20 protein-coding genes are annotated in these 18,183 nt (G+C 71.3%); 5 read left to right on the forward strand and 15 right to left on the reverse strand.

The genetic code is table 11. From position 1 onward, the window contains the following. Positions 1-33: 33 nt before the first annotated feature. The 3 genes from ACFCV8_RS16270 to glmS are packed head-to-tail and all read right to left on the reverse strand — an operon-like array spanning position 34 to position 3,751. Positions 34-1,485: an NAD(P)H-hydrate dehydratase gene (locus ACFCV8_RS16270; protein WP_376685999.1), complete on the reverse strand. Its 1,452-nt coding sequence runs from the start codon at positions 1,483-1,485 to the stop codon at positions 34-36. A gap of 4 nt (positions 1,486-1,489) precedes the next feature. Then, positions 1,490-1,858, reverse strand: coding sequence for a holo-ACP synthase (locus ACFCV8_RS16275; RefSeq protein WP_376686000.1), 369 nt, complete (start codon positions 1,856-1,858; stop codon positions 1,490-1,492). Between the two features lie 45 nt (positions 1,859-1,903). Beyond that, positions 1,904-3,751: a glutamine--fructose-6-phosphate transaminase (isomerizing) gene (glmS, locus tag ACFCV8_RS16280; protein ID WP_376686001.1), complete on the reverse strand. Its 1,848-nt coding sequence runs from the start codon at positions 3,749-3,751 to the stop codon at positions 1,904-1,906. Between the two features lie 164 nt (positions 3,752-3,915). Here glmS and ACFCV8_RS16285 point away from each other — a divergent pair, with 164 nt between their 5' ends. The 4 genes from ACFCV8_RS16285 (at position 3,916) to coaA (ending at position 7,348) form a co-directional block, all read left to right on the forward strand. Beyond that, complete coding sequence (locus ACFCV8_RS16285) at positions 3,916-4,521, forward strand: RNA polymerase sigma factor (RefSeq protein WP_376686002.1); 606 nt, start codon at positions 3,916-3,918, stop codon at positions 4,519-4,521. Next, positions 4,509-5,492, forward strand: a complete 984-nt coding sequence (locus ACFCV8_RS16290; RefSeq protein WP_376686003.1) for a CU044_5270 family protein — start codon at positions 4,509-4,511, stop codon at positions 5,490-5,492. Before ACFCV8_RS16285 ends, ACFCV8_RS16290 begins: the two co-directional genes overlap by 13 nt. 254 nt (positions 5,493-5,746) lie before the next feature. Beyond that, positions 5,747-6,253, forward strand: coding sequence for a hypothetical protein (locus ACFCV8_RS16295; RefSeq protein ID WP_376686004.1), 507 nt, complete (start codon positions 5,747-5,749; stop codon positions 6,251-6,253). Between the two features lie 99 nt (positions 6,254-6,352). Continuing rightward, positions 6,353-7,348: a type I pantothenate kinase gene (gene coaA / locus ACFCV8_RS16300; RefSeq protein ID WP_376686005.1), complete on the forward strand. Its 996-nt coding sequence runs from the start codon at positions 6,353-6,355 to the stop codon at positions 7,346-7,348. Positions 7,349-7,402: 54 nt separating this feature from the next. Here coaA and glmM read toward each other — a convergent pair whose 3' ends face one another. The 4 genes from glmM to ACFCV8_RS16320 all read right to left on the reverse strand — a co-directional run bounded on the left by glmM (position 7,403) and on the right by ACFCV8_RS16320 (position 11,883). Further along, positions 7,403-8,761: a phosphoglucosamine mutase gene (gene glmM, locus ACFCV8_RS16305; protein WP_376686006.1), complete on the reverse strand. Its 1,359-nt coding sequence runs from the start codon at positions 8,759-8,761 to the stop codon at positions 7,403-7,405. Positions 8,762-9,006: 245 nt separating this feature from the next. Further along, complete coding sequence (gene rpsI, locus ACFCV8_RS16310) at positions 9,007-9,534, reverse strand: 30S ribosomal protein S9 (protein WP_376686007.1); 528 nt, start codon at positions 9,532-9,534, stop codon at positions 9,007-9,009. 44 nt (positions 9,535-9,578) lie between these two features. Beyond that, on the reverse strand, positions 9,579-10,022 hold the full coding sequence (gene rplM / locus ACFCV8_RS16315) for a 50S ribosomal protein L13 (RefSeq protein ID WP_376686008.1): 444 nt from the start codon (positions 10,020-10,022) through the stop codon (positions 9,579-9,581). A gap of 241 nt (positions 10,023-10,263) precedes the next feature. After that, entirely contained in the window at positions 10,264-11,883 is a 1,620-nt protein-coding gene (locus ACFCV8_RS16320; RefSeq protein WP_376686009.1) for an ABC-F family ATP-binding cassette domain-containing protein, read from the reverse strand. Between the two features lie 67 nt (positions 11,884-11,950). Here ACFCV8_RS16320 and ACFCV8_RS16325 point away from each other — a divergent pair, with 67 nt between their 5' ends. Then, entirely contained in the window at positions 11,951-12,814 is an 864-nt protein-coding gene (locus ACFCV8_RS16325) for a hypothetical protein (protein WP_376686010.1), read from the forward strand. 7 nt (positions 12,815-12,821) lie between these two features. Here ACFCV8_RS16325 and truA read toward each other — a convergent pair whose 3' ends face one another. The 8 genes from truA to map all read right to left on the reverse strand — a co-directional run bounded on the left by truA (position 12,822) and on the right by map (position 18,075). After that, the gene (gene truA / locus ACFCV8_RS16330; RefSeq protein ID WP_376686011.1) at positions 12,822-13,676 is read right to left on the reverse strand and encodes a tRNA pseudouridine(38-40) synthase TruA; all 855 of its coding nucleotides are present in this window, start codon (positions 13,674-13,676) and stop codon (positions 12,822-12,824) included. Between the two features lie 107 nt (positions 13,677-13,783). Next, positions 13,784-14,284: a 50S ribosomal protein L17 gene (gene rplQ / locus ACFCV8_RS16335; RefSeq protein WP_376686012.1), complete on the reverse strand. Its 501-nt coding sequence runs from the start codon at positions 14,282-14,284 to the stop codon at positions 13,784-13,786. 119 nt (positions 14,285-14,403) lie between these two features. After that, positions 14,404-15,426 carry a DNA-directed RNA polymerase subunit alpha gene (locus ACFCV8_RS16340; RefSeq protein WP_024755423.1) on the reverse strand — a complete coding sequence of 341 codons (1,023 nt, stop codon included), beginning with the start codon at positions 15,424-15,426 and terminating at the stop codon, positions 14,404-14,406. Between the two features lie 136 nt (positions 15,427-15,562). After that, positions 15,563-15,967 (reverse strand): 30S ribosomal protein S11, encoded by a 405-nt coding sequence (gene rpsK, locus ACFCV8_RS16345; RefSeq protein ID WP_003956432.1) that lies wholly within the window; start codon positions 15,965-15,967, stop codon positions 15,563-15,565. 104 nt (positions 15,968-16,071) lie between these two features. After that, on the reverse strand, positions 16,072-16,452 hold the full coding sequence (gene rpsM, locus ACFCV8_RS16350; protein WP_148838713.1) for a 30S ribosomal protein S13: 381 nt from the start codon (positions 16,450-16,452) through the stop codon (positions 16,072-16,074). 194 nt (positions 16,453-16,646) lie between these two features. Then, positions 16,647-16,760, reverse strand: a complete 114-nt coding sequence (rpmJ, locus tag ACFCV8_RS16355) for a 50S ribosomal protein L36 (protein ID WP_003956441.1) — start codon at positions 16,758-16,760, stop codon at positions 16,647-16,649. A gap of 60 nt (positions 16,761-16,820) precedes the next feature. Further along, positions 16,821-17,042 carry a translation initiation factor IF-1 gene (infA, locus tag ACFCV8_RS16360; RefSeq protein ID WP_003956442.1) on the reverse strand — a complete coding sequence of 74 codons (222 nt, stop codon included), beginning with the start codon at positions 17,040-17,042 and terminating at the stop codon, positions 16,821-16,823. Between the two features lie 196 nt (positions 17,043-17,238). Beyond that, positions 17,239-18,075, reverse strand: a complete 837-nt coding sequence (gene map / locus ACFCV8_RS16365; RefSeq protein ID WP_376686013.1) for a type I methionyl aminopeptidase — start codon at positions 18,073-18,075, stop codon at positions 17,239-17,241. Positions 18,076-18,183: the final 108 nt, after the last annotated feature.

The raw sequence follows: 18,183 nt of genomic DNA on the forward strand, positions 1-18,183 counted from the left end.
GCCTCCTGCCCTCGGCCCTGCGGCCAGGATCGCTCAGGCCCGTACGTCCCGCCAGGCCGCGGGGATCGCGTCGGCGACGTCCTGGGCGGCGACCGGGCCGCCGTCCGAGGCGTGGCGGGCGGCGAGTCCGTGCAGGTGGGCGCCGGTGGACGCGGCGTCGCGCGGGTCGAGGCCCGCGGCCAGCAGGGAGCCGGTCAGTCCGGAGAGCACGTCGCCGCTGCCCGCCGTGGCCAGCCAGGACGTGCCGGTCGGGTTGACCCGTACCGGTACGTCCGGGTCCGGGGCGGCGACCAGGGTCGTCGAGCCCTTGAGGAGGACCGTGGCGCGGTAGCGGGCGGCCAGTTCCCGTACGGCGGTGAGGCGCCCCGCCTCGACCTCGTCGCGGGTGGCGCCGAGCAGCGCGGCGGCCTCCCCGGCGTGCGGGGTGAGCACGGTCGGGGCGGTGCGGGCCCGGACGGCGCCGGTGTCCAGCAGCCGCAGCCCGTCCGCGTCGACCAGCACCGGGACCTCCGCGGCCAGCACGTCCCGGACCGCCCCCTCGGCGTCCGTGCCGTCGCCGAGCCCGGGGCCGACCACCCAGGCCTGCACCCGCCCGGCCCGCGACGGCGGCCCGGCGTGCACCAGGGTCTCCGGATGCCGGGCGATCACCGCGTCCGCGCCCGGACCGACGTACCGCACGGCCCCGGCCCCGCCCCGCAGCGCCCCGGAGACGGCCAGCACCGCCGCGCCCGGGTAGCGGGCCGACCCGGCGACGATGCCGACGACCCCGCGCCGGTACTTGTCGCTCTCGGCGGCCGGCACCGGCAGCAGGGCGGCGACGTCGGCGTACTGGAGCGCCTCCAGCTCGGGCACGGCGGGCAGTTCCGGGCCGAGCCCGATGTCGACGAGGTGCAGTGCCCCGGTCCGCTCGGCGGCCGGGTCGACGAGCAGGCCCGGCTTGTACGTGCCGAAGGTGACCGTCACATCGGCGCGGACCGCCTCGCCGCGCACCTCCCCGGTACCGGCCTCGACCCCGCTGGGCAGGTCCACGGCGACCAGCGGCGCGCCGGTGGCCGCCAGCTCGCGGACCAGGGCGGCGGCCTCCGGGCGCAGTCCGCCCCGGCCGCCGATGCCGGTGATCCCGTCCACCACCAGGTCCAGGTGGCCGCCCCACAGGTCGGTGCCGGCCGCGGTGCGCCCGCCGGCGGCGCGGAGGGCGGCCAGGCCGCCCGGGTGGGCGCGGTCCGGCGCGGTGAGCACGGCGCGCACCCCGGCGCCCCGGCGGGCCAGGAGCGCGCCCGCGTACAGCGCGTCGCCCCCGTTGTCGCCGCTGCCGACCAGGAGGACGACCCGGGCCCCGTACACCCGGCCCCGGCGGCGCAGTACGTCGGTGCAGACGGCGGCGAGCCCGGCGGCGGCCCGGCGCATCAGGGTGGACTCGGGGAGCCGGTCCATCAGGGCCCGCTCGGCGGCCCGTACGGTCTCGACGCTGTAGGCGGTACGCATGTGCTCAACCTTCCGCGACGACCACCGCCGACGCCACTCCCGCGTCATGGCTCAGCGAGACGTGCCAGTGCCGTACGCCCAGTTCGGCGGCGCGGGCGGCGACGGTGCCGCGGACCCGCAGCCGGGGCTGCCCGCTCTCCTCGACGTACACCTCGGCGTCGGTCCACAGCAGCCCGGCGGGGGCGCCGAGCGCCTTCGCCAGGGCCTCCTTCGCGGCGAACCGGGCGGCCAGCGAGGCGATCCCGCGCCGGTCGCCGCTGGGCAGCGTCAGCTCCCGTTCCACGAAGAGCCGGTCGGCCAGCTGGGGCGTACGCTCCAGCGCCGCGTCGAACCGTTCGATCTCGGCCACATCGATCCCGACCCCGATGATCACGCGCGTTCCCCTCATCCCTCGCCGGCCGGCCCGCTCGCCGGACGGCTACTCCACGGTCACGGACTTCGCCAGATTGCGCGGCTGGTCCACGTCGTTGCCGCGGGCCCTGGCCAGCTCGCAGGCGAAGACCTGGAGCGGCACGGTCGAGACCAGCGGCTGAAGCAGCGTAGGCGTAATGGGGATGCGGATCAGATGGTCGGCGTACGGAACGACCGTCTCGTCGCCCTCCTCGGCGATGACGATCGTGCGGGCGCCGCGGGCCCGGATCTCCTGGATGTTCGACACGATCTTGTCGTGCAGCACCGACCGGCCGCGCGGCGCGGGCACCACCACGACGACCGGCAGCCCCTCCTCGACCAGTGCGATCGGCCCGTGCTTGAGTTCCCCGGCGGCGAAGCCCTCGGCGTGCATGTAGGCGAGTTCCTTGAGCTTCAGCGCGCCCTCCAGCGCCACCGGGTAGCCGACGTGGCGGCCGAGGAAGAGGACGGTGCCCCGGTCCGCCAGGGAGCGGGCGAGGGCGCGGACCGGGGCCATGTCCGCCAGGACCCGTTCGACGGCGCCGGGGACCGCGCCGAGCTGGCGGACGACGGTGCGGATCTCGTCGCCCCACTTCGTGCCCCGGACCTGGCACAGGTAGAGCGCGACCAGGTAGCAGGCGACCAGCTGGGTGAGGAAGGCCTTGGTGGAGGCGACGGCGACCTCGGGCCCGGCGTGCGTGTACAGCACGGCGTCGGACTCGCGGGGGATGGTGGAGCCGTTGGTGTTGCAGATCGCCAGGACCCGGGCGCCCTGCTCGCGGGCGTGCCGCAGCGCCATCAGGGTGTCCATCGTCTCGCCGGACTGCGAGATCGCGACGACCAGGGTGCGGTGGTCGAGGATCGGGTCGCGGTAGCGGAACTCGCTGGCCAGCTCGGTCTCGCAGGGGATGCGGGTCCAGTGCTCGATGGCGTACTTGGCGATCATCCCGGCGTGGAAGGCGGTGCCGCAGGCCACGATGACGATCTTGTCGACCTCGCGCAATTCGTGCGGCGGGATGCGGACCTCGTCGAGGCGGAGCGAGCCCTCGCCGTCGGTCCGGCCGAGCAGGGTGTCGGCGACGGCCCGGGGCTGCTCGGCGATCTCCTTGTCCATGAAGGAGTCGTGGCCGCCCTTCTCGGCGGCGGAAACGTCCCAGTCCACGTGGTACGCGCGGACCTCGGCGGGCCGCCCGTCGAAGTCGGTGACGGTGACCCCCTCGCGGCGCAGCTCGACCACCTGGTCCTGGCCCAGCTCGATCGCGGAGCGGGTGTGCGCGATGAACGCGGCGACGTCGGAGGCCAGGAACGACTCGCCCTCCCCCACCCCCACCACCAGCGGTGAGTCGCGGCGCGCCCCGACCACCGTATCCGGCGCGTCCGCGAGTACGGCGACGAGCGTGAAGGCGCCTTCGAGGCGGCGGCAGACCTGGCGCATCGCCTCCGCCGGGTCGGCGCAGGCGGAGTGGGCCTCGGCGAGCAGGTGGGCGACGACCTCGGTGTCGGTCTCGGAGGCCAGGTCGTGGCCGCGCCCGGCGAGTTCGGCGCGCAGGGCGGCGAAGTTCTCGATGATCCCGTTGTGCACGACGGCCACCCGGCCCGCGTTGTCCAGGTGCGGGTGGGCGTTGGCGTCGGTGGGGGCGCCGTGGGTGGCCCAGCGGGTGTGCCCGATGCCGGTGGTACCGGCCGGGAGCGGCGCCTCGGCCAGCGTCTTCTCCAGGTTGACCAGCTTGCCCGCCTTCTTGGCGGCGGCCAGCCCGCCGTCCGCGAGCACGGCCAGGCCCGCCGAGTCGTAGCCCCGGTACTCCAGGCGCTTCAGGCCCGCGAGGACGATGTCCTGCGCCGACCGCCCACCGACGTAACCGACGATTCCGCACATATCGTTCCCTTCTCTGCCAATATGCCCCCTCTCCTTCGCATCGTCGCAGACGGCGCACCGGGCGGCCGGGAGGACGGCACCCCCCGCGGCCGCCCCGTGAACCTTTCCGTCCCCAGCGGGGAACAAGGGGTGCCACACTCGCCCGACGAACCCCAGGAGCCGATGTGACCGGACCACCAGCCGGCCCGCCCGACGACGACGACGCCGAGCTCATCGCACGGTCGCTGGCGGAGCCCGAGACGTTCGCCGGTCTCTACGACCGCCACGCGCCGGAGATCCACCGTTACGCCGCCCGCCGCCTCGGGGAGGGCGCGGCGGACGACATCACGGCGGACACCTTCCTGGCCGCCTTCCGGACCCGGAACCGCTACGACGGCTCCCGCCGCAGCGCCCGTCCCTGGCTGTACGGCATCGCCGCGAACCTCATCGGCAAGCACCGGCGCAGCGAGGAACGCGGGCTGCGGGCCCTGGCCCGTACCGGCCGGGACCCGGTGGCCGACTCCTGGAGCGAGCACGTGGACGAGCGGATCGCCGCGCGGGCGCCCCTGGCCTCGGCACTCGCCGGGCTCTCGCCGGGCGACCGCCATGTACTGCTGCTCGTCGCCTGGGCCGATCTCGGGTACCAGGAGGTCGCCGAGGCCCTGGGCATCCCGCTGGGCACCGTACGGTCCCGGCTCAACCGCGCCCGCCGCAAGGTCCGCGAGGCCCTCGGCGCGGACCCCTCGTTCACGCCCGACGCCATGGAGCTGACCTCGTCATGGACGAAATGACCCGGCTGCGCGAGTTCCGCGACGACGCGCCCGCCCCCGACCGCGCGGCGCTCGCCCCGGGCCGACGACGGCTCGCCGAGGCCGCTGCACCGGGCCGCCGCCCCCGGCACCCGTGGGCGCAACGGCGGACCGTCGCCGTCGTGGCGGCCGCGGCGCTCACCGTGGCGGCGGTGCTCGGTACCCGGCTCTGGGACGCCGCGCCGGACCGCTCGGGGCCCGCCTCGGCCACGGGGCCGCTGCGGCTGGAGAGCGCGGCCGAGGTGCTGAACCGGGCCGCCGACACGCTGGAGAGGCTGCCCACTCCGCCGGAGCCGCTCGACCACCAGTGGATCTACACCAGGACGACGAACCTGAGCGCGGTGGGCTCCTCGGACGGCACCGCCCCCAGCACCATCTCGAACACCTCCGACTCCTGGGTGCCGTACGACAACTCCGCCGCGGCCAAGCACGGCAAGGACACCGACTACCGCACGGCCCGCCAGGTCTACCGTGCCGCGAACGCGCTGCCCGCCGACCCGGAGCAGCTGCTGGCGAGCGTCCGCCGCCTCTACCCGACCGGTCACACGGCGGAGAGCCCGCCCGAGGCCAGGGCGCAGCACAGCTTCCGGGCGGTCAGCCTGGTCGTGCAGACGTACCCGATCACCCCGGCCGCCCTCGCCCGGGTCTACCGGGCCATGGCCACCATCCCCGGCGTCCGCGTCACCGGCCATCTGGTGAAGGACGCCGCCGGGCGCGAGGCCGTCGCCATCACCCGGAGGGAGGACGGCAGCCACGAGCAACGGGAGATCCTGCTCGATCCGCGGAGCTTCGACTACGTCGGCCAGCGCTTCGTCGTGGCCGAGGACTACACGCTCAGGTACCCCGGCGAGAAGGTGCAGCAGCCGGGGCCCCGGTACCGGGCGGGGCAGGTCACCCTGAGCGAGGCCCGGATCGCGGGCGCCGTCGTGGACCGCAAGGGCCAGAAGCCCTGACCCGGCGGGGGCGGTGCCCGTCACGGGGGTACGGACACCGCCCCGCCGCCGACGGCCGGGGGCCGCGGGTGCATCATGACGGCACGGCGGTGCTCCCGCGCATCCGCCGCACGAACACCTGGGGGGGTGGGCGCATGTCCGGCGCCGAGGAATCAGACACCGCACCGGAGCGGCCGGCCTGGGACCTCAGGCCCCTCACGCCGCACCCCGCCACGCCGTCTCCCCCGCCGCCCCCGGCTCCGCGGGGGTTCCGGATGCCGATCTGGGCCGGCATCCTGACGGGCGCGGTCATCGGGGTGGTCCTGGTGGCCCTGGCCCCCGCAGTCCTGGTCATCGGGCTCGTCCTCATGCGCGACCTCGCCGTCCCCCCGGAACCGGACGGCGCCCCGGTCGCACTGTCCTCGGACGAACTGACCGGCACCTGGCAGGACGACCGGGGCGGAATCCTCGTCCTCGCCGCGGACGGCACCTTCAGCTCCACCCAGGTCTGCGGCGACTACGTCGACTTCGACAACAACCTCCACTCCGGCTACGACTTCCCGTCCAGGCTCTCCGCGTCGGGGAAGTGGGACGCCGACGATTCGACCAACGAGGAGGGGGCCACCTCCGTCGACCTCGACTTCACGTACGGCGACGGGGAGATCAGCGGCTTCTACGACGCCAGGAGCGGCGGCGACGTTCCCGTCCTGTGGACGTACGTCGGCGACCCCGACGACGGGAAGCTCTGCGTACTCGAAAAGGCGGACCGCCCGACGGACTGAACGGCGGACCGGACAGCGGACCGGGCGGCGACGCCCCGGCGTACCCCACGTGACCGAGCCCACCCCCCACCGCGTCAAAACTCCCGCAACAATGAACACGTGATCACTTCGCCGCCACGGAGCACCCACCGACGCGCCGAGCACGCGGCGACGCCGTACGTCGACCTGTCCCGTGCCGAGTGGAGCGCGCTGCGCGACAAGACGCCGCTGCCGCTGACCGCCGACGAGGTGGAGCGGCTGCGCGGCCTCGGCGACGTCATCGACCTCGACGAGGTACGGGACGTCTATCTGCCGCTCTCCCGGCTCCTCAACCTCTACGTCCAGGCCACCTCGGGGCTGCGCGGCGCGCTGAACACCTTCCTCGGCGACGCGGGCAACGGCCACGGCGCCCAGCGCGGCACCCCGTTCGTCATAGGCGTCGCGGGCAGCGTCGCGGTCGGCAAGTCCACCACCGCGCGCATCCTCCAGGCGCTGCTGGCCCGCTGGCCCGAGCACCCCCGCGTCGAGCTGGTGACCACCGACGGCTTCCTGCTGCCGATGAAGGAGCTGAAGGCCCGCGGCCTGATGTCCCGCAAGGGCTTCCCCGAGTCGTACGACCGGCGCGCCCTGACCCGTTTCGTCGCCGACATCAAGGCCGGCAAGGACGAGGTGACGGCGCCCGTCTACTCGCACCTGATCTACGACATCGTGCCGGACGAGCGGCTCAGCGTGCGCCGCCCCGACATCCTGATCGTCGAGGGCCTCAACGTCCTCCAGCCCGCGCTGCCCGGCCAGGACGGCCGCACCAGGGTCGGCCTCGCCGACTACTTCGACTTCAGCGTGTACGTGGACGCCCGCACCGAGGACATCGAGAGCTGGTACCTCAGCCGCTTCCGCAAGCTGCGCGACACGGCGTTCCAGGACCCGTCGTCGTACTTCCGCAAGTACACCCAGGTCTCCGAGGAGGAGGCCATGGAGTACGCGGCGACGATGTGGCGGACCGTCAACAAGCCCAACCTGGTGGAGAACGTCGCCCCCACCCGGGGCCGCGCCACCCTGGTGCTGCGCAAGGGCCCGGACCACAAGGTCCAGCGGCTCTCCCTGCGCAAGCTCTGACCCGCCCCGCTCCGGCACGGGGCGGGCCCGGACCACCGGACCCGCCCCAGGACCTCAGCCCAGCGCGGACTTCACCACATCGGCCAGCCGCTCGGCGACCGCCCTGGCCTGCTCGATGTCGGCGGCCTCGACCATGACCCGCACCAGCGGCTCCGTGCCCGACTGGCGCAGCAGCACCCGGCCGGTGGAGCCCAGCTCGCGCTCGGCCTCGGTGACGGCCGCGGCGATCTCCGGGGAGCTGCCGACCCGGGACTTGTCGACGTCGCGGACGTTGATCAGCAGCTGCGGCAGCCGCTGCATGACCCCGGCCAGATCGGCGAGCGTGCGGCCGGTGGCGACGACCCGGGCCGCCAGCAGCAGCCCGGTCAGCGTGCCGTCGCCGGTCGTGGCGTGGTCCAGCACGATGACGTGGCCGGACTGCTCGCCGCCGAGCGCGTAGCCCTCGGACTTCATCGACTCCAGTACGTACCGGTCGCCGACGGCGGTCTGGACGAGCTGGATGCCCTCCCGCTCCATCGCGATCTTGAAGCCGAGGTTGGACATCACGGTGCCGACCACGGTGTCCTTGCGCAGCTGCCCCTTCTCGCGCATGGCGAGGGCCAGCACGGCGAGGATCTGGTCGCCGTCGACCTCCTCGCCCGAGGCGTCCACGGCCAGGCAGCGGTCGGCGTCGCCGTCGTGCGCGATGCCGAAGTCGGCGCCGTGCTCGACGACGGCCGCCTTCAGCGGGCCCAGGTGGGTGGAGCCGCAGCCGTCGTTGATGTTCAGGCCGTTGGGGTCGGCCCCGATGGTGATCACCTCGGCGCCGGCCCGCGCGAAGGCCTCCGGCGAGACCCGGGCGGCCGCGCCGTGCGCCTCGTCGAGCACGACCTTCAGCCCGTCGAGCCGGTTCGGCAGGACCGCGACCAGGTGGGCCACGTAACGGTCGAAGCCCTCCGTGTACTCGGTGACCCGCCCCACACCGGCGCCGGTCGGGCGCTCCCACGGCTCGCCGCCGCGGTGCTGCCGGTACAGCGTCTCGATCCGGTCCTCCAGCTCGTCGGAGAGCTTGTGACCGCCGCGGGCGATGAACTTGACACCGTTGTCCGGCATGGAGTTGTGGCTCGCGGAGAGCATCACGCCGAGGTCGGCGCCCAGCGCCCCGGTGAGGTACGCCACCGCCGGGGTGGGCAGCACACCGACGCGCAGGACGTCCACACCGGCGCTGGCGAGCCCGGCCACCACCGCGGCCTCCAGGAACTCTCCGGAAGCCCGTGGATCACGGCCCACCACGGCGGTCGGCCGTGCCCCGTCGTGGGTGCCGCGCTCGGCGAGAACATGCGCCGCAGCGACCGAGAGACCGAGCGCCAGCTCGGCCGTCAGATCCGCATTGGCGACACCGCGCACACCGTCCGTGCCGAAGAGTCGTCCCACTGGTGTCCTCCGAAGATGCTCCGAAACCGCACAACCAAATCAACCAAAGCGGCACAGCACACGGCGCGCACAACACCGCGAATCCGCCGCCGGTTCGCGCGACGCCACGTGATCGACGCAACGTCGCAGAAAAGAGCCTATGAACGTCTTGTGTCGTTATACGCCCGGGGGTGCCAATAGACGAACGCCCCGGCAGCACGAAGTGTGCCGCCGGGGCGAACGTGTACAGCAGGTGAGCAGGCGGATTAGCGCTTGCTGTACTGCGGGGCCTTGCGGGCCTTCTTGAGACCGGCCTTCTTGCGCTCGACCGCACGGTCGTCGCGGGAGAGGAAGCCGGCCTTCTTCAGCGCGGGACGGTTGTTGTCCACGTCGGCCTCGTTCAGCGCACGGGCGACGCCGAGGCGCAGGGCACCGGCCTGACCCGAGACGCCGCCACCCGAGATGCGGGCGATGACGTCGTAGCGGTTGTCGAGCTCGAGCACCTTGAAGGGCTCGTTGACTTCCTGCTGGTGCACCTTGTTGGGGAAGTAGTCCTCAAGGGTGCGACCGTTGATCTTCCACTTGCCGGTGCCCGGAACGATCCGGACGCGGGCAATGGCGTTCTTCCGACGGCCCAGGCCGGCGGCGGGCTGCGGGTCGCCGAAGCGGGAGGCCAGCGACTCGCTGGTGTACTCGCCCTCGACGGGAACCTCGGACTCGAAGGTGGTCACCTCGGCGAAGATCTCCTCGCCCTCGGTGCCCTCGACGGGGTTCTCAACAGTGGTCTCGGCCACGATTCTCCTCAGATCTTTCTTATGGTCTTAGGGGGAGGCCGGAACTACTGCGCGACCTGGGTGATCTCGAACGGGACCGGCTGCTGAGCAGCGTGCGGGTGCTGGTCGCCCGCGTAGACCTTGAGCTTCGAGATCACCTGACGGCCAAGGCTGTTCTTGGGGATCATGCCCTTGATGGCCTTCTCGACGGCCTTCTCGGGGTTCTTGGCGAGCAGCTCGTCGTAGCGGACGGAGCGGAGGCCGCCCGGGAACCCGGAGTGGCGGTACGCCATCTTCTGGGTCTTCTTGTTGCCGGACAGGTGAACCTTGTCGGCGTTGATGATGATGACGAAGTCGCCCATGTCCATGTGGGGGGCGTAGATCGCCTTGTGCTTGCCGCGGAGGAGGTTCGCAGCCGTGCTGGCCAGACGGCCCAGGACGACGTCCCGCGCGTCAATGATGTGCCACTGGCGAGTGACATCGCCGGGCTTGGGGCTGTACGTACGCACTTCGTAGCCTTCGCTTCTTCAGTGGATGGGGTCCATACACACGACACCTCTGAAGCGATCATGCAGCTGGGGCCCACAGCGCCGGGAACACCGCCCGTATGCGAGCCACTGGTAACTGCTCCAGAGAACTTGCGCACGGGCTCTTCGCGTGAGAACACGCAGCCCATACGCATAACAACGGTCGACACTACCCGCCCCGCCCCGGACGGGTCAAAACGTGCCGTGCCCGTCCCGCCCCGCCCTACCGTGCCCGTTCCACCCGGCGCTCGTCCCACACCGGCTCCCGCGTCTCGCGCACGACCCCGTCGGAGCCGAAGACCAGATAGCGGTCGAAGGACTTCGCGAACCAGCGGTCGTGGGTGACCGCGAGCACCGTCCCCTCGTACGCCTCCAGCCCCTCCTGCAACGCCTCGGCCGATTCCAGGTCCAGGTTGTCCGTCGGCTCGTCCAGGAGCAGCGCGGTCGTACCGGCCAGTTCCAGCAGCAGGATCTGGAACCGCGCCTGCTGCCCGCCGGACAGCTTCTCGAAGGGCTGGTCGCCCTGGCGCTCCAGCTCGTAGCGGCGCAGCACGGACATCGCGCCGCCGCGGTCCTTGGCGTGCTCGGTCCACAGGATCTCGACGAGCGTGTGGCCGAGCAGTTCCGGGTGCGCGTGGGTCTGCGCGAAGTGGCCCGGCACGACCCGGGCACCCAGCTTCCAGGCACCGGTGTGCGCCACTTCCTCCCCGGCGAGCAGGCGCAGGAAGTGCGACTTCCCGGAGCCGTTGGAGCCGAGGACGGCGACCCGTTCCCCGTAGTAGATCTCCAGGTCGAACGGCTTCATCAGCCCGGTCAGCTCAAGGTTCTCGCAGGTCACGGCCCGTACGCCGGTACGGCCGCCGCGCAGCCGCATGGTGATCTCCTGCTCGCGCGGCGGCTCCGGGGGCGGTCCCGCGTCCTCGAACTTCTTGAAGCGGGTCTGCATCGCCCGGTAGCGGGACGCCATGTCGGGGCTGATCGCCGCCTGCTGCCGCAGCCGGTGGACCAGGGCCTTCAGCCGGGCGTGCTCCTCCTCCCAGCGCCGCAGCAGCTCCTCGAACCGGGCGAAGCGGTCCTTGCGCGCCTGGTGGTACGTGCCGAAGCTGCCGCCGTGCACCCAGACGTCGCTGCCCGCCGGGCTCGGCTCCACGCTGACGATCTTCTCGGCCGCCCGGGACAGCAGCTCGCGGTCGTGCGAGACGAAGAGGACCGTCTTGCGGGTCTCCTTCAGCTTCTCCTCCAGCCACCGCTTGCCCGGCACGTCGAGGTAGTTGTCCGGCTCGTCGAGCAGCAGCACCTCGTCGGGCCCGCGCAGCAGGGCCTCCAGCACCAGCCGCTTCTGCTCACCGCCGGACAGGGTGCGCACCTCGCGCCACTGCGCCTTCTCGTACGGGACACCGAGCGCGGCCATGGTGCACATGTCCCAGACGGTCTCGGACTCGTAGCCGCGCGCTTCCGCCCAGTCGCTCAGCGCCTGCGCGTACGTCATCTGCGCGGCCTCGTCGTCGACGGTGAGGATCAGCTCCTCGGCCCGGTCGACCGCCAGCGCCGCCTCCCGGATACGCGGCGGCGCCACGGAGACCAGCAGGTCCCGCACGGTGCGCCCGTCCCGCACGGAGCCCACGAACTGCGGCATCACCCCGAGCCCGCCGCTCACCGAGACGGAGCCGCCCTGCGGCTGGAGGTCCCCGGCCAGCAGCCTGAGCAGCGTCGTCTTGCCCGCACCGTTGGCCCCGACCAGCGCGACCACCGCACCGTCCGCCACCCGGAACGACACGTCGCCCAGCAGCACCCGCCCGTCCGGCAGGTAGTACTCCAGATGGCCCGCTTCGAGATGTCCCATGCGCATCATTGTCACGGTCCGCGAAGCCCTGACCCAACCGGTTTACGTCTCCTCTAGGATTCGCCGCATGAGCTATGGGCAAGGGGGGCCCTTCGGGGGGCCAGGGGGCACACAGACTCCGGACTGGGCGGCGATGGCCGACGCGTCCGCCGCGCGCAGCCGGCGCAAGAAATGGCTGCTGATCGGCGGCGGCGTGCTCGCCACCGCGGCGATCGGCGCGGCCGTGGCCACCGCGGTCATCTCGACCAACAAGAACAACGCCGCCCACGGTTCCGGCAAGAACGCGAGCGAGCTGCCCGCGCCCAGCGATCTGCCAAAGGAGACCGCGCAGCCCGAGCCGTCCTTCTCCTCGGTGGCCCCGCTGCCCCCGCCGGACCCGAAGGACTACATCTCCGACGCGAAGAAGGACCGGGCGCCGATCAACGTCGACGCGTTCTTCCCCGGCAAGAAGCTCACGATGGGCGACCGCGTCTACGTCAAGGGCGCGACGCAGCAGACGAAGAGCTGTGCCGCGACGACGAAGGGCGCGCTGGGCCCGATCCTGGTGAACAACGGCTGCGAGCAGGTGATCCGGGCCACGTACAGCAAGGACGGCGTCGCCGTCACCGTCGGCCTCGCGGTGTTCCGGACGGAGGCGCAGGCGAAGAAGGCGGCCCAGCAGTCGAGCGGCAGCATCGCCACCCTGCCCGGCGCGGGCGTGCCCGCCTTCTGCCCGGCCGGTTCGGTCTGCCGCCGCACCTCCAACTCGTACGGCCGCTACGCCTACTTCGCGATCAGCGGCTTCACCAACGGCAAGAGCGTCACCACGGCCGACAAGAACGTCTACGCCACCGGTGACGACCTGACGAACTTCACGTTCCGTCAGATCCGTCACCGTGGCGAGCTCCAGGCCTCGGCCGCGGCCACCGCCCAGGCCGGCCGGACCTCCTGACCGGCCCTCAGCAGCAGCCCGTTCCGGGGAGCGTGCGCACATTGCGCGCCTCCTCGGCACGGGCGGCCAGCAACTCGTCGGCCGGGTAGGCCACTTCCTCCAGCGTCAGCCCGTGCGGGCGCACCACGTGCACCCCGGGGTCGCGCACCCGGGCCGCGAGCACCTGGGCCGGCCATTCGGCGGGGCGGCGCCCGTCGCCGACGAAGAGCGCGGCACCGATCAGCGCCCGCACCATGTTGTGGCAGAACGCGTCCGCCTGCACGGTCGCCGTCATGATCCCGGTCGCCGGGTCCCGTTCCCAGCTCAGCTTCTGGAGCGTACGGATGGTCGTCGCGCCCTCGCGCTTCTTGCAGTACGCGGCGAAGTCGTGCTCCCCGGTCATCCGGACGGCCGCCGCGTTCATCGCGTCCACGTCCAGCGGCCGGTCGTGCCACAGCACATGACCCCGCACCAGCGGGTCCACCCCGCCGGGGGCGTCGCAGACCCGGTACGCGTAGCGGCGCCACAGCGCGGAGAACCGCGCGTTGAACCCGGCGGGCGCCGACGCGATCCGCCGGATGCGTACGTCGGGCGCCATCCGCCCGGCCATCCGCCGCAGCAGCTTCTCGCCGTGCTCCGCCCACACCTCGTCCGGCAGGTCGACGTGGGCGACCTGGCCCCGGGCGTGCACCCCGGCGTCGGTCCGCCCGGCGACGGTCAGGTCGTACGTCCGCGCGGACCGGGTCACCGTCCGCAGCGCGTCCTCGATCTCCCCCTGGACGGTCCGCCGCGAGGTCTGCTTCGCCCAGCCCGAGAAGTCCTTGCCGTCGTACGCCAGGTCCAGCCGTACCCGTACGGAGCCGGGCTCCACTTCGTCACTCACCCCAGGGTCCCTTTCCGCGGGTTCTCACAGCTGCTCGCAGGTGCATACGGAACGGGCCCGCACCGCCCCGAAGGGTGATGCGGGCCCGTCCTGTGGTCTCAGAACGCTCAGGCGTCCTTGGACTCGGCGTCGTCGGCAGGCTTGGCGTCCTCGACGACCTCGGCCTCGGCCGCGTCCTTCTTGAGGGCGTCTTCCTTGACCGCGCGCTTCGTGGCGGCCTCGGCCTCACCGGTGGCCTGCTGGGCCACGGTCAGCGCCTCGACCAGCTCGATGACCGCCATCGGGGCGTTGTCGCCACGACGGTTGCCGATCTTGGTGATACGGGTGTAACCACCGGGGCGGTTCTCGTACCGCGGGGCGATCTCGGTGAAGAGCGTGTGAACGATGCCCTTGTCCGTGATCGACTGCAGCACCAGGCGACGGTTGTGGATGTCGCCCTTCTTCGCCTTGGTGATGAAACGCTCGGCGACCGGACGCAGGCGACGGGCCTTGGCCTCGGTCGTGGTGATGCGGCCGTGCTCGAACAGCGACTTCGCGAGGTTGTTGAGAAGAAGCTTCTCGTGCGCAGCGCTGCCGCCCAGACGGGCGCCCTTGGCGGGCTTCGGCATGGTGTTTCTCCTTGTGTGCTGCACCGGCCGTATCAGGTACCGGTGTCAGTTCCCGCGCGGCGGACGCCACGCGGAAGATCAAGAACCCGGCCGGGCGGAAGGCCCGGCCGGGGGGTGGATCAGTACTGCTCGGTCTCCACGAAACCGGCGTCCGCGTCGTCGTCGGCGCCGAAGGCGTCGGCGGCGGCGGTCGGGTCGAAGCCGGGAGGCGAGTCCTTCAGCGCGAGGCCCATACCGGCCAGCTTCGCCTTGACCTCGTCGATCGACTTCGCACCGAAGTTGCGGATGTCGAGCAGGTCGGCCTCGGAGCGGGCCACGAGCTCACCCACGGAGTGGATGCCCTCGCGCTTGAGGCAGTTGTACGAACGGACCGTGAGCTCGAGCTCCTCGATCGGCAGCGCCAGATCGGCGGCGAGCGCGGCGTCCGTCGGCGACGGGCCCATGTCGATGCCCTCGGCGTCGATGTTGAGCTCGCGCGCCAGGCCGAACAGCTCGACCAGGGTCTTGCCGGCCGACGCCATGGCGTCACGGGGACGCATGGCCTGCTTGGTCTCGACGTCGACGATCAGCTTGTCGAAGTCGGTGCGCTGCTCGACACGGGTCGCCTCGACCTTGTACGTGACCTTGAGCACCGGCGAGTAGATCGAGTCGACCGGGATACGGCCGATCTCCTGGCCCGCCTGCTTGTTCTGGACGGCGGAGACGTAGCCGCGACCGCGCTCGACGGTCAGCTCCATCTCCAGCTTGCCCTTGCCGTTGAGCGTGGCGAGGACCAGGTCCGGGTTGTGCACCTCGACACCGGCCGGCGGCGCGATGTCCGCGGCGGTGACCAGGCCGGGGCCCTGCTTGCGCAGGTACATCACGACCGGCTCGTCGTGCTCCGAGGAGACGACCAGCTGCTTGATGTTGAGGATGAGGTCGGTGACGTCCTCCTTGACGCCCGGCACGGTGGTGAACTCGTGCAGGACACCGTCGATCCGGATGCTGGTGACAGCGGCACCGGGGATCGAGGAGAGGAGCGTGCGGCGCAGGGAGTTGCCGAGGGTGTAGCCGAAGCCCGGCTCCAGCGGCTCGATGACGAACCGGGAGCGGAACTCGTCGACGACCTCTTCGGTCAGCGACGGACGCTGAGCGATAAGCATGTGGAGATCCTTCAGTCGTGGGCACCCACTATTTGATGCCCGACAGATGAAACAAGGATACGGGCGGCATGCCCCGGAAGGGACATACCGCCCGCATCCGCGTCATTGACGCACGGCCGTCACCGGCCGTGACGGATCAGACGCGACGGCGCTTCGGCGGACGGCAGCCGTTGTGCGGCGTCGGGGTGACGTCCTGGATCGAGCCGACCTCCAGGCCGGTGGCCTGGAGCGAACGGATCGCGGTCTCGCGGCCGGAGCCCGGACCCTTCACGAAGACGTCGACCTTGCGCATGCCGTGCTCCTGCGCGCGACGGGCGGCCGACTCGGCGGCCATCTGCGCGGCGAAGGGGGTGGACTTGCGCGAGCCCTTGAAGCCGACGTGGCCGGCGGAGGCCCAGGAGATCACGTTGCCCGAGGGGTCCGTGATCGAGACGATGGTGTTGTTGAACGTGCTCTTGATGTGCGCGTGGCCGTGAGCGACGTTCTTCTTTTCCTTGCGACGCACCTTCTTGGCTGCGCCCTGACGACCCTTGGGGGGCATGTCTTGACTCCAGATGGAGAGGGGAGGTGATCGGTCCTACAGCGAAGACCGCTGGTTGCTGCGGGTGCCCGGTGACCGGACGACCGCAGTGCGTCCGCTGAGGACTACTTCTTGCCCGGCTTCTTCTTACCGGCGATCGCGCGACGCGGGCCCTTGCGGGTACGAGCGTTCGTGCTGGTGCGCTGGCCGTGGACCGGCAGACCGCGGCGGTGACGCAGACCCTGGTAGCAGCCGATCTCGACCTTGCGGCGGATGTCGGCCTGGATCTCGCGGCGAAGGTCACCCTCGGTGCGGAGGTTGGCGTCCACGTACTCGCGGATCTTGACCAGGTCCTCTTCGGCCAGGTCGCGAACACGGGTGTTCGGGTTCACGTCGGTGGCGGCGAGGATCTCCTTGGACCGGGTGCGCCCGATGCCGAAGACGTAGGTGAGGGCGACCTCCACGCGCTTTTCGCGCGGAATGTCAACACCTGAAACGCGTGCCATTCAATGGCTCCAGTTGTTCGTTCGGGGGTCTTCCGCAGTGCCACTCCTGACCGCCGACCTCTCGGGAGGAGAGGTGGTACGCCCAGGTCCCCGGCCCCCGCCGGAGGTGTCGTCAGCCGAAGCGTGGACGGGCTCTGCGTATGTACGTATTACGTGCGTCGCGCGAAGTACTGCGAGATGCAGGTGGTCGTGCGTCAGCCCTGGCGCTGCTTGTGGCGCAGGTTGTCGCAGATGACCATGACCCGGCCGTGACGGCGGATCACCTTGCACTTGTCGCAGATCTTCTTGACGCTCGGCTTGACCTTCATGGGATGTCAGGTTCTCCGGGTCAGTGCCGTCGCCTCGCGAATGCGGGGCGGAGGCAAGATCTACTTGTAGCGGTAGACGATCCGGCCACGCGTCAGGTCGTACGGAGAGAGCTCCACGACGACCCGGTCATCCGGAAGGATTCGGATGTAGTGCATCCGCATCTTGCCGCTGATGTGCGCGAGGACCTTGTGACCGTTCTGGAGTTCCACCTTGAACATGGCGTTCGGGAGGGACTCGATCACGGTGCCCTCGATTTCGATGGCACCTTGCTTCTTGGCCACGCTTCGCCTTTCGAATCGGCTACCTTGATCAACTCTCGGCATCGCATGCGGACATACCGATGCACGACAGCCGACGAGTCAGTCTACGTCAGCGGACCCCAAAAGACGAATCCGTCAAGTTTGCCCAGCCGAGGAGATCCTTAGACCTCGCCGGCGGCCCGGCTTCCGCCCTGCGGGCCCGGCGCGGCACCGCGGCTCAGCCCAGCGGGTCCGGCGCCGCCTCGATCCCGTACTGGGCCAGCTTCGCGCGGCCGCAGTCGGGGGCGGTGAGGACCAGGGGGCCCTGCTCGGTGAGGGCGATGGAGTGCTCCCAGTGGGAGGACCAGGTGCCGTCCGTCGTGATCACGGTCCAGTCGTCCTGGAGCACCTCGGTCCGCGCCGTACCGAGCGAGACCATCGGCTCGATGGCCAGGCAGACGCCCGGGACCAGCTTGATGCCCTTGCCGCGCTTGCGGGCGACGTAGTTCAGCAGGTGCGGGTCCATGTGCATCTCGGTGCCGATGCCGTGGCCGCCGTAGTCCTCGATGATCCCGTACTTGCCGGTGGCGGGGCGGGGCTGGCGGCGGATGTAGGACTCGATCGCCTTCGAGATGTCGACGAGGCGGTTGTTGACCTTCATCGCGGCGATACCGGCCCACATGGACTCCTCGGTCACCCGGGAGAGCTCTACCAGCTCCGGAGCGTGACCGGTGCCCACGAAGGCCGTGTACGCGGCGTCGCCGTGCCAGCCGTCGATGATCGCGCCCGCGTCGATGGAGATGATGTCGCCGTCCTTGAGGACGGTCTTCTCGTCCGGGATGCCGTGGACGACGACCTCGTTGACCGAGGTGCAGATCGTCGCGGGGAAGCCGCCGTAACCGAGGAAGTTCGACTTCGCGCCGTGCTCGGCGATCACCTTGCGGGCGACCTGGTCGAGGTCCGCCGTGGTGGCGCCGGGCACCGCCGCCTCACGGGTGGCCGCGTGAATGGCAGCGACCACCAGCCCCGCCTCACGCATCTTGGCGATCTGCTCGGGGGTCTTGATCTGCACCATTGCGCGGCGCCTCTCTCCGTCGTTCCGTCGATCTGCGTCGACCGGTGATGTCTGCGGCGTACCCGTTCCACGATACGGCGCACGCAGTCGGCCGCGGCGCCCATGGAC

The sequence above is a fragment of the Streptomyces sp. NPDC056347 genome, from assembly GCF_042262625.1.
Classification (GTDB): Bacteria; Actinomycetota; Actinomycetes; order Streptomycetales; family Streptomycetaceae; genus Streptomyces.